Below are 13,679 nucleotides of genomic sequence, written 5' to 3'. Positions count from 1 at the left end.
AATATACATAAAATAAACAATATAATAAAATGCGAATAAAGGAGGAAGTATGAACAGTAAATCACTAAGAGTTTTAGAATTTAACAAGATTGTTGATATATTAAAGACGAAAGTTTCATCTTCTTTAGGTTTAAAATATATAAATGACTTAACTCCTAGTTCAGAATATGAAGAAGTTAAGTATATGTTAGAAGAAACTAGCCAAGCTCAAGGAATCCTTTTAAAAAGAGGAGGAATAGCCTTAAATGGTATACATGATATAGAAGATAAAGCTAAAAGGGCTGAGATTGGAGCATCATTAGATCCAGGCAGCTTAATCAAGATAGCTGATACATTAAGAGTTGCAAGAACTTTAAAAAACAACTTATGTGGTAGTGATGAAGAAGAATTTAATTATCCAATAATCCAAGGATTATCTAATTCATTATACGCATATAGGGATGTAGAAGATAAAATATATAATGCAATAATCAGTGAATTAGAGATATCTGATAATGCATCAACAGAGCTTAGAAGTATTAGAAGAAGGATAGTTCAAAAAAATCAATCAATAAGATCTAAGCTTAACTCTATCATTACATCAACTACATATCAAAAATATCTACAAGATGCAATCATTTCTGTTAGAGGAGATAGATTTGTTGTGCCTGTTAAAGCTGAATATAGATCTTATGTTTCTGGAATTATTCATGACCAGTCATCATCAGGAGCTACACTATTTATAGAGCCTATGAGTATAGTTGATATGAATAATGAACTGAGACAATTAAGATTACAAGAACAAGAAGAAATAGAAAGAATCTTATCGGAATTATCAGCTTTAGTAGGAGAGATAAGTCAAGAATTAATTGCTAATCAAGAGATATTAGGTAAGCTAGACTTTGCTTTTGCGAAGGGTAAACTATCTATATCAATGAAGGCAGTTGAGCCGCAATTAAATGAAGACAAGTTTATAAATATAAAGGCTGGAAGACATCCACTTTTAGATGCAGATACTGTTGTATCTAATGATATATATCTAGGAAGAGAATTCCATACATTACTTATAACAGGTCCGAATACAGGTGGTAAAACTGTAACTATAAAAACAGTAGGATTATTTGCTTTAATGACTCAAAGTGGACTTCATATACCAGCTAACTATGGAAGTAGTATGTGTGTATTTGATAATGTATTTGCTGATATTGGTGATGAACAAAGTATAGAGCAAAGTTTATCTACATTCTCATCTCATATGACAAATATAGTATCAATATTGAAGGAGATAACAGAAAATTCATTAGTTATATTTGATGAATTAGGAGCTGGAACTGACCCAATGGAGGGTGCTGCTTTAGCTGTTTCAATACTTGAAGATGTAAAGATGGCAGGAGCAACTTGTATAGCTACAACTCACTACACAGAGCTTAAAAACTATGCATTAACAAAAGATGGAGTAGAAAATGCGGCTGTCGAGTTTGATGTAGAAACACTAAGTCCTACATATAGATTACTTATGGGTATACCTGGAAAATCAAATGCCTTTGAGATATCTAAAAAATTAGGCTTAAGTGACTACATAATATCAAGAGCTAGAGATTTTATAGATGATAGCAATATAGAGTTAGAGGATGTTCTTCAAGAGGCTGAAAAAAGTAGACTTAAAGCAATAGAAGAAAGAGAAGAAGCTGAAAGATTAAAGTCTGAAATTGAGAAAATTAAGCAAGAGTATGATGAAAGATTAGAAAAGATTATAAATCAAAGAGAAAAGATGATAGAACAAGCTAAATCTGAAGCATTTAGAATAACTAGAGGTGCTAAAGAAGAAGTTGATAATATAATTAAAGAGCTTAGAGCTATGGAAGCTGAAATGGCTTCTAAAGAAAAAAATCGTAAGATTGAAGCTCTTAGAAAAGAGCTAACAAACTCTATGGGGGCACTACAGCCAACAGTTGAGAGTATGATTGTTCCTAAGGTAGCAAGTAAAGAAATTAAAAACTTAAAGCCTGGAGATGAGGTTAAAGTAATAACTTTAAATCAAAATGGTAGCGTAATATCGGTAGATGAGAAGAAAAAAGAAGCTGTGGTTCAAATTGGTATAATGAAAATGACTTTACCATTTAAATCATTACAAAAAGCAAAATCAGAAGCTAAAACTACTGTAACAAAAGGAACTAGAAATATAATAAAATCAAAATCAGGAAGAGTTAAAAGTGAAATTGATCTTCGTGGTATGACATTAGAAGAAGCAATAATGGAAGTAGATAAATATTTAGATGATGCCTGTGTAGCAGGTTTAGAATATGTTACAATAATACATGGTATAGGTACAGGGGTACTTAAATCAGGATTACAAGAAGTTCTTAAGAAAAATAAACATGTTAAATCTCAAAGACCAGGTCAGTATGGTGAAGGTGGAGCAGGTGTAACTATAGCAGTTCTAAAATAAATTAAAGAGGTCAATATTATGATATTAGTATCAGCATGCTTATTAGGCATAAATTGTAAATATAACAATTCTAATAATGAAAACTCTAAAGTTAGAGAATATTTAAAAGGAAAAGAATTTGTGATTGTATGCCCAGAACAGTTAGGAGGACTAAGTACACCTAGAGATCCTTCAGAAATTGTTTTATCTAAAGAAAAAGATATTAAAGAATACAAACTTATGAGCAATAAAGGAAAAGACGTTACTGAAAACTTTTTAAAAGGAGCTAATGAAACATTGAAAATTGCTCAATTATATAACTGCAAAAAAGCCATAATGAAGGATGGAAGTCCTTCTTGTGGTTCGACATACATATATGATGGTAGTTTTAGCGGGAGAAAAATTCCTGGTGAGGGAGTTACAACATCATTATTAAGAAAAAATAATATAAAGGTACTTAGTGAAAAAGAACTATAATAGGTAAACATCTTGAAAAAACTCGAAATTTGATTTACCATAATAAGATAAGAGAAAGAGAGAGGAGCAACGACATGCAAGATTTCAAGGTAGCAATAGGAAATTTACTTAAAGAGAAAATTGAAGAATTATCTTTAGAAGAAATATTAGGACTTATAGAAATACCACCAAATAAAGATATGGGTGATTATGCATTTCCATGTTTTAAATTGGCAAAAGTATTTAGAAAAGCTCCTAATATGATAGCGGCTGATTTAGCAGAAAATATAGAAGCTAAAGGTGATATAGCAAAGGTTATGCCAATGGGCGGATATGTAAACTTCTTTGTTAACAAATCTCAGTTAGCTACAAATGTTATAAATGATGTATTAACTCAAAAGGATGCATACGGAAAATCAAAATTAGGTGAAGGTAAAACTGTAGTAATAGATTTTTCATCTCCTAATATAGCAAAACCATTCCATATAGGACATATAAGAACTACTGTTATAGGTAATGCCTTATATAAAATATATGATTCACAAGGATATGATACTGTAAGAATAAACCACTTAGGTGACTATGGAACTCAGTTCGGAAAGCTTATAGTAGCATTTAAGTTATGGGGAGATAAAGATGCGGTAGAGGCAAATCCAATACCAGAATTATTAAAGTTATATATAAGATTCCATGATGAGGCAGAAGAAAAACCAGAAATGGAAGATGAAGCTAGAGCTTGGTTTACTAAGCTAGAGAACGGAGATCCAGAAGCTAAAGAATTATGGCAATGGTTCAGAGATGAAAGTTTAAAAGAATTTGCTAGGGTTTATGACTTATTAGATATAGAGTTTGATTCTTATAATGGAGAAAGCTTCTACTCTGATAAGATGGATTCTGTAATAGAAACTATAAAAGAAAAAGGATTACTAAAAGAATCTAAAGGTACAAATGTTGTTGAGTTAGAAGAGTATAATATGCCACCAGCTCTTATAACTAAGAATGATGGATCTACTTTATATATGACAAGAGATTTAGCTGCTGCTGTATATAGAAAAAATACTTATGATTTTGATAAGTGTATATATGTAGTTGGTTCTCAACAAGCATTACATTTCCAACAATTATTTAAAGTTTTAGAACTTGTAGGTTATGAGTGGGCTAAAGATTTAATTCACGTTCAATTTGGAATGGTAGCATTAGAAGAAGGAACAATGTCTACAAGAAAAGGTAGAGTAGTATTCTTAGAAGATGTTTTAAGACAAGCTATAGAAAAGACAAAGGAAACTATGTTATCTAAAAACCCAAATGCTAAAAATGTTGATGAAATAGCTAAGCAAGTTGGGGTAGGAGCAGTAGTGTTCCAAGAGTTATCTAACAGTAGAATAAAAGACTATACTTTCTCATGGGAAAGAACGTTAAGCTTTGAAGGAGAAACTGGACCATATGTTCAATACACACACGCTAGATGTTGTGCAGTTTTAAGAAAAGCTAACGAAGAAGTTACTTCAGATATAGATTATAGCTTATTAACTAATGAAGATAGTGTTGAAGTATTAAAGACTATTGCTTCATTTAACAAGAGCATAGTATCTGCTATGAACAGAAATGAGCCACATATAGTAACTAGATTTGTTCTAGATTTAGCTCAAGCGTTTAATAAGTTCTATCATGATAATCCAATATTAGTAGATGATGTTAATGTTAGAAAAGCTAGACTTGCTTTAGTTGCAGCAACTAGACAAACTTTAGAAAATGGACTTAAATTATTAGGAATGCAAGCACCAGAAAGAATGTAATTAGAAGTTTTAGGATATAGATTATAACAAAGGGCGTTTGGGCTGATATAATACTTTTAAGGCATGCAGCTAAAAAATGTTGCAAATGGCATTGAAAATATTTATATCAGCCCTTCGCTACGTTATAAAACCTAAAATATATACCAGCAATAGTTGAAGAGTATACTAAAGGTTTATTTAATAGCATTATGAATAGGTATATTATAAATAATTGTTGATAAAAATAGTTATTAGACAGTATTACAAGGAGTGTAATATTAATGAAAGATAATGTAATTAAGAAAAGTTATATGTCAGCTTTTGATATAGATGATAAGAATCTTAAAGATTTGATTATTGTAAATACTAAGTGTTTAGTTGATGATGGAAAGAATAGATTTGTATTTGTAGATAGTAATCGTTTAAAGGATGAGTTAATATATTATAGGTTTTATGGAGAGATACCTTCATATAATTCTATTTTAAACTTAATACTTCCTGTAGTACTTGCGAATACAAATATTGATAGATCTCAAGATGAAGCTATTTCTTTAATTCAAAAATATGCTAAGTATTTTAAAAAAGAAGATAAGATATTTGACTTTATATTGGGTTCAGTTGTGTACAATAGCATTATACATAGTTTAATAGAAAATAAAAATATTAGTTATGAAGATTTATTACAAGGAATAAAAGATAGAATAATAGGATTAACTATAGATTTAGATAAACCTCAAATGATTAAATTTCAAATGAGTAGGATTAATACTTTACAAATTATAGACAAGTTTATAGATGGAAAATGTGAAGATTATGATGATAACAAAGTAATTCCAACAATATTAAATATATTATATGATATTTATATTGAAGATAGATATGTTAATAATGATGGTATTAGTAGTATAAAAAAATCTATATTATCTATTTTAGGAGATGAGATCAACCTAAATATAGAGAATATAGATTTTATTACATCAATGTCTGAATATGTCACTAAATTAAGACTATATAGAATAAATAAAAAAATCTATAATAGTAAATCAGACCCTAGAGCTTTAATTAAGTTGGTTGAGGGAGAGATTTATACAGACCCTATATTTAATCAAATAAAAGTAATTTCAAAAGAATTTAGCGAAAATATACTTAGTATAAAAATTAAATCAAAATCTGGAATCTATGTATTAAAATTTAGAAAATCTTAAATTTAATTATTAGTTTCTAGATAGTTTATAAAAGATTCTTCTGTAGTATTAGTTAAGAAGCATAATTCTTTTACTATACTATTTCTAAGTTCAATAAAATCATTAAGATTTGTATTTTCATTAGTAAACTCTAATGCTTTTATTATAAGTAATAAATCTCTTTTTGATAATGAATTGATAGATACTTGGTCAATTAATTCCATGATAAACTTCCTTTCTTAAAATATAGTAATTAACAAACTAACATTCTACAAAATATAATAAAAATCCTTTTTAAAAGTAGAATTTTGATAGTTTATATAAATTATTTTAACTTAAATACATAATAAAATATAGACAATATTAATAAAGAGGTGAAATATTTGAAGATATTATTAACCACATTAAATTCTAAGTTTATACATACAAACTTAGCTATTAGATATCTTAAAGAATTTGTAAAAGAATTAACTCCAGTAGATATAAGAGAGTATACTATAAATAATGATTTAGACTACATACTAAAAGATATATATAGAAACGATTACGATATAGTACTTTTCTCTACTTATATATGGAATGTATATGATACAGCTAAGATTTGTGAGAACTTAAAGAAGGTAAAACCTAACGTAAAAATAGCACTAGGAGGACCGGAAGTAAGTTATGATAGTGCTGATGCTATGAAGAAGTATCCTTTTATAGATTATATACTATGTGGAGAAGGAGAATTAGTATTTAAAGACTTAGTTGAATACTTTTTAGGTCAAAGAAAAATAGAGGATGTAGAAGGTATAGTATATAGAAATAATGACGAGATAATAACTAATAGACCTAAAGCATTATTACAAAATTTAGATGAAATTCCGAGCCCTTATGAGAATTTAGATCCAAAAGAATATGAAAATAGAATCGTTTATTATGAAACATCAAGAGGTTGTCCTTTTAATTGTCAATACTGTTTATCTTCAACATTAAAAGGGTTAAGATATTTTAGCATAGATAGAGTAAAAAAAGATCTAAAGAAATTAATTGATGCAAGAGTTTCTCAAATTAAATTTATAGATAGAACATTTAACGCAAATAAAGAGTTTGCTCAAGAAATAATGAAGTTTCTTATGGAACATGATAATGACTATACTACATATCATTTTGAAGTTACAGCACATCTTCTAGATGAAGATACGTTAGACTTTTTAAAGGACTGTAAGGAAGGTTTATTCCAATTTGAGATAGGTGTCCAATCAACTAATCAAAAAACTTTAGATGCAGTAGGAAGAAGAGATGACTTCAAAAGGCTATCATATGTTGTACAAAGAGTTGCATCTTATAGAAACATACATCAACATTTAGACCTAATTGCAGGACTACCATATGAAGATTATGCTAGTTTTGAAAACTCATTTAATGATGTATTTAACTTAGGGATAGAACATTTACAACTAGGATTCTTAAAGATGATAAAGGGTACAGGTGTAAGAAATACTGCTAAAGAACATGGATATAGATATAAAGATTATGCTCCATATGAGATTTTATATAACGATTATATAAGTTATGATCAAATATTAAAGTTAAAAGATATAGAAGAAATTCTAGAAAAGTATTATAATTCAAAAAACTTTGTTTTATCTATGAAGTATATAATAAAGAATTTCTATAGTGAAAGTCCATTTAAGTTTTTTGAAGATTTTGCTACATATTTTGATATTAAGGGATATTTTGATATGGCCCAAGGCAAGAATCAATTATATAAAATTTTATTAGATTTTTATAATGAAAAAATAAATATAAATAATGAACTATTTAATGATATACTTAAATATGATTATATATCACTAGGGAAGACATCAAATTTACCGCAATTCTTTAATAAGAGAGAAATGGAAGACTTTAAAAATAGATGTCATATATTCTTACAAGAGGAAGAAAATGTAAGAAATTATTTACCGAAATTTGAGAATGTTCCAGCTAAATTTATGATTAAACATGTTCATTTTGAACCATTTAATTATAATGTTGTAGAACTAAAAGATGATATACATAAGAAACTTGATAGATATGAAAATGTAGTTTTATTTGTATATGATGATAAAAAGATTTTTGAAAAGTCAAAATCATATAGTGTAACAATATAGGAGGTTAAGATGAAGTTTAGAATAGAAAAATATTTATTAAAAAAAGCAGATGAATTAGCTTTCATAACAATAAAAAATGATGGAGACTTTAAATTAAAAGGTTATACATTGCCAAGTAATGGTCTTGATGTTCCTATAAAAAATGAAGTACTTGTTAAAGGGATAAAAGAGAATACCGCTCAAGATGGAATAAACTCAATGTCTATAGCTGATGCTATGATATATATCATGGGTATTGATAGTAACTTTAAATATAACGATGAATATAAAAAATTTCTTAAGGCATTGGAATCAAATATTAATTTAGATTTAAGAGCTTATATGGGATATATGTCTAGAAAATATTTTGAAATAGGAGAGTCGACAGATTCTTTAATATATTTAAAATCACTTATAACAATGTTTCCAGATGATATAGATGGAATGTATCATTATGCAATAGTTTGTCAGGAATTAGCTCAGCAGTATCAAAAGGACTCTGATAATGAAGGAATGAACAATTTCTTACTTGAGGCTTTAGATAAGCTAGAAAAAGTAATATCTTTAGATGAGAGTTTTTCACATGCATATTATCATTTAGGATATCATTATTATAACCAAGGTCAATATATAAAAGCTAAAGTTATATGGGAGGAATCATTAAAATTAGGGCTAGAAGATGATTTAGTATCAGAAGTTCAAGATAATATAGGTAAAATGGATTTTAAAGTTCAATATGAAGAAGGATATACACTAGTATTCCAAGGTAGAAGTGAAGAAGCTTTAGAAAAATTATTACCTTTAGAGTCAGAGCATTCTGATTGGTGGAATTTATTATTTATGATAGGACTTGCATATAAAAATATGAACGAGATAGAAGAAGCTAAGTCTTATTTTGAAAGAATATTGATTTTAAAGCCTCATCAAGTTGATACTATGGTTGAATTAGGTCTTTGTGAAGCTGCAGTTTTTAACTTAGAAAAGGCTATAGAACATTTTAGTACAGCTGCAAAAATAAAAGAAGATCCAGAAATACTATGTAACTTAGGTATGGCTTATTTAAATAATGGTGAACTAGATGATGCTATTTATTATATAGAAAGAGCATATGAATTAGATCCAGAAGATGAAATAACAATAGCATGCTTAAGAGAATTAGATAATTATAGATAAATTTGAACTTTAGATAAAGAGAATACTTAAATACAAGTGTATTTTAGTATTCTCTTTATTGATTTAAGAAAATAAATTGATAATTATTTATCAAATAAAATTAAATAAATTGAATAAACAATAAAAATAAATTTATATAAGTATATAGTCATCGAAGTAAAAATAGATTATTTGAAAGAGCATTTATTATAAAAAAAAATTAGAGATAAACTTTAAAATATAAAAATGATCATAATAAAAATAATATAACAAAAGAATATATCATTGAAGCTGTTAACAAAGGTTATGAATCGATAAGAAACATTTCTATTAATATTGGGTCTGCTACAAGATATGGATTATGTAATTCATATGTAGAAAGAATAACTTATAAAGCTATCAAATTGAGAAATAGAAAATGAAAATAATATAATACAAAATACATTTTTCATGCTAAGATTATATAGGGAGGTGATAATTTGATTAAGAAATTGGATGAAATGATTAATCATTTACAAATAGGCCCAAAGGTAGTTCTATCTGTAGCTGCAGCTCATAATGAAGAAGTACTAATTTCTATAAAGGAAGCTGTAGATATGAATATAATACATCCTATATTGATTGGTAATGTTGAAAGTATAAGGTCAATATCGAAAACTATAAATTTTAATTTAGAGGGAATAGAGATAATACAAGAAAATGATATTTCAAAATGTGCAGAAATAGCAGTAAGGTTAGTTAATGAGAATAAAGCAGATTTTATTATGAAAGGATTGCTGGATACTTCTGTGTTCCTAAAAGCGGTTTTAAATAAAGAGTTTGGATTGAAACAAGATAGACTACTTAGCCATGTTATGATTTATGAAATAGAAAATTATCATAAACTACTCCTTATTACAGATGCAGGTATGAATATAAAGCCAACCTATGAACAAAAAGAAGATATTATAAAAAATTCTATACAAGCAGCAAGGGTACTAGGTATAGATGAAATTAAGATAGCATGTTTAGCAGCTGTAGAAAAGGTAAATTCTAAGATGCCAGCTACAATAGACGCTAGAAAATTACAAGAGGCTTCTCAAAATGGAAAATTTGGAGAGGATGTAATAGTAGAAGGTCCTATGGCTTTTGATTTAGCCGTGTCTAAGCATTCAAGTGAAATAAAGGGCTTTAATGGAAATGTAGCAGGAGATGCAGATATTATAGTAGTACCATTTATAGAAGTAGGTAATGCGCTTGGTAAGTCACTTACATATATGTCAAAATCTAAATCAGCAGGTATTGTAATGGGGGCAAAGACTCCTATAGTTTTAACATCACGTGCTGACTCATCACAATCAAAGCTATATTCAATAATTTATGGAGCTTTGATATCTAAAAGTACTAATTAATCAATAATCAAATCATTTAATCAATATATTTTACAAATTTAAAATAGATAAATCTAATTAAAAAGATATAATAAAGTTTAAAAGTAGTAAATATTTTCTAAAATAAAGAATTTGTTAAAAATTTATTTATTTTCGCCAAACCAAATGAAAATTAGTATATAATTAAAGTAAGGTTTTTTTATTTAGACCACTTAATATATCACCTAGGGGGATTTTAAAAATTAAAATCAAAAAGGGGATAGAGATATGGATAAAAAAGCAATGACTATTGACTTAAACAGTCAAATATTATTAGACAAGGCTGAAAAAGATGGCGTAGAAACAATGTATGACAGAAAAATAGGCTTTAAAAATCAATGTGGATTTGGTTTACAAGGTACTTGCTGTAGAAACTGTGGTATGGGACCTTGTAGAATTAGTCCGAAAACTCCGAGGGGGATATGTGGAGCGGATGAGCATGTTATAGTTGGTAGAAACTTTGCAAGAATGGTTGCTGGTGGAACAGCAGCTCACTCTGATCATGCAAGAGATATAGCTCATACAATGGCTTTAAGTTCAAGAGATGGTAACTACACTATAAAAGATGAGGGTAAATTAGTAGCTTTAGCTAAGGAGTGGGATGTTGAAACTGAAGGTAGAGATATATACGACATAGCTCATGACGTAGCTGATATTGCTTTAATGGAATTCGGTAAGCCACATGGTGTAGCGAGATTTTTAAAAAGAGCTCCTAAACAAAGACAAGAAATATGGAAAAATCTTGGGATAGAACCAAGGGCTATAGATAGAGAAATAGCTACAATAATGCATTCGACTCATATAGGATGTACAGCTGATATAGATAGTTTAATAAATATGTCAATGAGAACTGCATTAGCAGATGGTTGGGTTGGATCGATGATAGGTACACAATTTAGTGATATACTATTTGGAACACCAACTGTTAGAGAATCAGAGGCAAATTTAGGTGTTTTAGAAGAAAATAAAGTAAATATAATATTACATGGTCATGAACCTTCATTATCAGAAATGATAGTTTTAGCATCTGAAGATCCAGAATTAGTAGAATTAGCTAAATCAGTTGGAGCTGATGGTATAAACCTAGCAGGTATGTGTTGTACTGGTAATGAGGTTACTATGAGACATGGTGTTAAAACTGCCGGGGATTTTCATCAACAAGAGTTAGCTTTAGTTACAGGTGCTGTAGAAGCTATGATAGTTGATGTACAATGTATATTCCCTGCATTAGCAAAAGTTGCAGACTGTTATCATACAAAATTCATAACTACATCTCCAAAAGCAAAGATAACAGGATCTATATATATGGAATTCAAAGAAGAAGATGCGTTTAATATAGCAAAAGAGATAGTTAAATCTGCTGTATTGAACTTCCCAAATAGAGATAAATCAAAAGTTTTAATCCCAGAACATAAATCAAGCTCTGTAGTAGGATTCAGTACAGAAGCTATAATAGGGCAATTAGATAGAGTTGTAAATTCTCAAATAGACCCAGCAGGAACAATTAAACCATTAGCAGACTGTTTAAAATCTGGAGTTTTAAGAGGAGCAGTAGCTGTCGTTGGATGCAACAATGCTAAGGGTGTTTCTAACTTAGCTCATACAACAGTTATGAAAGAATTAATTAAAAATGACATAATAGTTGTTACTACAGGATGCGGTGCATCTGCGGCTGGTAAATTTGGGTTATTAAATAAAGATGCGAAAAAATTAGCTGGAAAAGGGTTAGCCACAGTCTGTGAACTAGCTGATATACCTCCAGTTCTTCATTTAGGCTCTTGTGTTGACTGTAGCCGTATATTAGAAGTTGTTGGTGAAACTGCTAAATACTTAGGACTTGATACAGCAGACCTTCCAGTAGCAGGGGTGGCTCCTGAATGGATGTCAGAAAAGGCGGTAGCAATAGGAACTTATGTTGTAGCAACTGGTATAGATGTTTACTTAGGTATAATGCCTCCAGTTGGTGGATCATCTAGAGCAGTTGAAATATTAACTAAAGAAATGGAAAAAATGGTTGGAGCTAAATTTATAGTTGAAGAAGATCCAGTTAAATTAGCTAAAAAAATAATTGAAGGTATAGAAAATAAACGTGTTCACTTTGAGGCTAAAATTGAGGAACAAATTCTTCAAGGAGCAGAAGCTTAAAGTACAAGTAAATAAGTTTAAATCAAATATAAGCGTGCTACTTTGAAAAGGTAGTTATGCTAATAAGTTTATGAATAAGCTTGATTATATATTATTTTTATGCAAACTATTTTAATAGATATTAGGTAAGATATAAAAATTATATCTTACCTAGCAAATTTTATAAATAATAGTAAGGTTTAAAAGAATTAGACAAAGGGTGGTAGAATATGAAAATAGCAGTAACAGGTAAAGGTGGGGTAGGTAAAACAACTTTTTCTTCAATGCTTTCTAGAATGTTTGCTGAAGACGGATATAGAGTTGTTGCTGTAGATGCTGATCCAGATGCAAATTTAGCTTTAGCACTAGGATTTCCTAGAGAGGTTTACGATAATATAGTGCCAATATCAGAAATGAAAAAATTAGTTTCTGATAGAACTGCAGCAGAAACAGGAACATTCAATAAAATGTTCAAATTAAATCCTAAAGTAGACGATATTCCAGAAAAATATTGTCAAGAGTATAATGGTGTGAAATTACTTACATTAGGGACTGTTGATTCAGGAGGATCTGGATGTGTTTGTCCTGAGCATGTATTACTAAAAAGGCTTTGTAGTCACCTAATATTACAAAATAAAGATGTGGTTGTTATGGATATGGAGGCTGGAATAGAACATTTAGGAAGAGGAACAGCCCAAGGTGTAGATGCTTTCATAGTTGTAGTAGAACCTGGAGAAAGAAGCTTACAAACTTATAGGAAAGTAAAGAAATTAGGAAATGATATTGGTGTTAAGCAAGTTTATGTTGTAGGTAATAAAATTAGAAATAAAGAAGATGAAGATTTTATAAAGAGTAATTTAGAAGATGGAGAATCATTAGGATTTATATACTATAATCAAGATGTTATAAATTCAGATAGATCTAATCAATCTCCATACGATGTTAGCATGAAAACCAAGGATGAAATTAAGATTATAAGAGATAGATTAATTAAAATAAAAGAAAATAAGAAGCAATTAAGCCTAGAAACACTCACATAGTGTGTAAATATAAAA

Annotated in this window: 10 protein-coding genes; 9 read left to right on the top strand and 1 reads right to left on the bottom strand. The window is 28.9% G+C overall.

Annotated features, from left to right (window positions below; genetic code table 11):
• Positions 1-49: 49 nt before the first annotated feature.
• The 4 genes from HF520_RS11360 (at position 50) to HF520_RS11345 (ending at position 5,843) form a co-directional block, all read left to right on the top strand.
• Positions 50-2,428 carry an endonuclease MutS2 gene (locus HF520_RS11360; protein WP_168574140.1) on the top strand — a complete coding sequence of 793 codons (2,379 nt, stop codon included), beginning with the start codon at positions 50-52 and terminating at the stop codon, positions 2,426-2,428.
• 18 nt (positions 2,429-2,446) lie between these two features.
• Positions 2,447-2,884, top strand: a complete 438-nt coding sequence (locus tag HF520_RS11355) for a DUF523 domain-containing protein (protein ID WP_168574139.1) — start codon at positions 2,447-2,449, stop codon at positions 2,882-2,884.
• A 74-nt stretch (positions 2,885-2,958) separates the two neighbouring features.
• Complete coding sequence (gene argS, locus HF520_RS11350) at positions 2,959-4,659, top strand: arginine--tRNA ligase (protein ID WP_168574138.1); 1,701 nt, start codon at positions 2,959-2,961, stop codon at positions 4,657-4,659.
• 260 nt (positions 4,660-4,919) lie between these two features.
• Complete coding sequence (locus HF520_RS11345) at positions 4,920-5,843, top strand: hypothetical protein (protein WP_168574137.1); 924 nt, start codon at positions 4,920-4,922, stop codon at positions 5,841-5,843.
• Between the two features lie 2 nt (positions 5,844-5,845).
• Here the strand turns inward: HF520_RS11345 and HF520_RS11340 are convergent, their stop codons facing one another.
• Positions 5,846-6,046: a hypothetical protein gene (locus HF520_RS11340; protein ID WP_168574136.1), complete on the bottom strand. Its 201-nt coding sequence runs from the start codon at positions 6,044-6,046 to the stop codon at positions 5,846-5,848.
• Between the two features lie 159 nt (positions 6,047-6,205).
• Between HF520_RS11340 and HF520_RS11335 the strand changes: the two genes are divergently transcribed.
• The 5 genes from HF520_RS11335 to HF520_RS11315 all read left to right on the top strand — a co-directional run bounded on the left by HF520_RS11335 (position 6,206) and on the right by HF520_RS11315 (position 13,664).
• Positions 6,206-7,960, top strand: a complete 1,755-nt coding sequence (locus tag HF520_RS11335; protein WP_168574135.1) for a B12-binding domain-containing radical SAM protein — start codon at positions 6,206-6,208, stop codon at positions 7,958-7,960.
• Positions 7,961-7,969: 9 nt separating this feature from the next.
• The gene (locus HF520_RS11330; RefSeq protein ID WP_168574134.1) at positions 7,970-9,112 is read left to right on the top strand and encodes a tetratricopeptide repeat protein; all 1,143 of its coding nucleotides are present in this window, start codon (positions 7,970-7,972) and stop codon (positions 9,110-9,112) included.
• A 458-nt stretch (positions 9,113-9,570) separates the two neighbouring features.
• The gene (locus tag HF520_RS11325) at positions 9,571-10,482 is read left to right on the top strand and encodes a bifunctional enoyl-CoA hydratase/phosphate acetyltransferase (RefSeq protein ID WP_207710999.1); all 912 of its coding nucleotides are present in this window, start codon (positions 9,571-9,573) and stop codon (positions 10,480-10,482) included.
• Between the two features lie 246 nt (positions 10,483-10,728).
• Complete coding sequence (gene cooS, locus HF520_RS11320) at positions 10,729-12,645, top strand: anaerobic carbon-monoxide dehydrogenase catalytic subunit (RefSeq protein WP_168574133.1); 1,917 nt, start codon at positions 10,729-10,731, stop codon at positions 12,643-12,645.
• A gap of 209 nt (positions 12,646-12,854) precedes the next feature.
• Entirely contained in the window at positions 12,855-13,664 is an 810-nt protein-coding gene (locus HF520_RS11315; protein WP_168574132.1) for an ATP-binding protein, read from the top strand.
• Positions 13,665-13,679 lie beyond the last annotated feature (15 nt).

The organism is Romboutsia sp. CE17 (assembly GCF_012317385.1).
In the GTDB taxonomy this organism is placed as follows: domain Bacteria; phylum Bacillota; class Clostridia; order Peptostreptococcales; family Peptostreptococcaceae; genus Romboutsia_E.
This window is presented reverse-complemented; position numbering and strand designations above follow the sequence as displayed.

What these genes read in the sequence shown, in the direction of transcription:
- HF520_RS11330 (WP_168574134.1), top strand. Translation starts at nt 7,970, where the DNA reads ATGAAGTTTAGAATAGAAAAATATTTATTAAAAAAAGCAGATGAATTA.
- HF520_RS11340 (WP_168574136.1), bottom strand. Translation starts at nt 6,046, where the DNA reads ATGGAATTAATTGACCAAGTATCTATCAATTCATTATCAAAAAGAGAT.
- cooS (WP_168574133.1), top strand. Translation starts at nt 10,729, where the DNA reads ATGGATAAAAAAGCAATGACTATTGACTTAAACAGTCAAATATTATTA.
- HF520_RS11360 (WP_168574140.1), top strand. Translation starts at nt 50, where the DNA reads ATGAACAGTAAATCACTAAGAGTTTTAGAATTTAACAAGATTGTTGAT.
- HF520_RS11315 (WP_168574132.1), top strand. Translation starts at nt 12,855, where the DNA reads ATGAAAATAGCAGTAACAGGTAAAGGTGGGGTAGGTAAAACAACTTTT.
- HF520_RS11355 (WP_168574139.1), top strand. Translation starts at nt 2,447, where the DNA reads ATGATATTAGTATCAGCATGCTTATTAGGCATAAATTGTAAATATAAC.
- HF520_RS11345 (WP_168574137.1), top strand. Translation starts at nt 4,920, where the DNA reads ATGAAAGATAATGTAATTAAGAAAAGTTATATGTCAGCTTTTGATATA.
- argS (WP_168574138.1), top strand. Translation starts at nt 2,959, where the DNA reads ATGCAAGATTTCAAGGTAGCAATAGGAAATTTACTTAAAGAGAAAATT.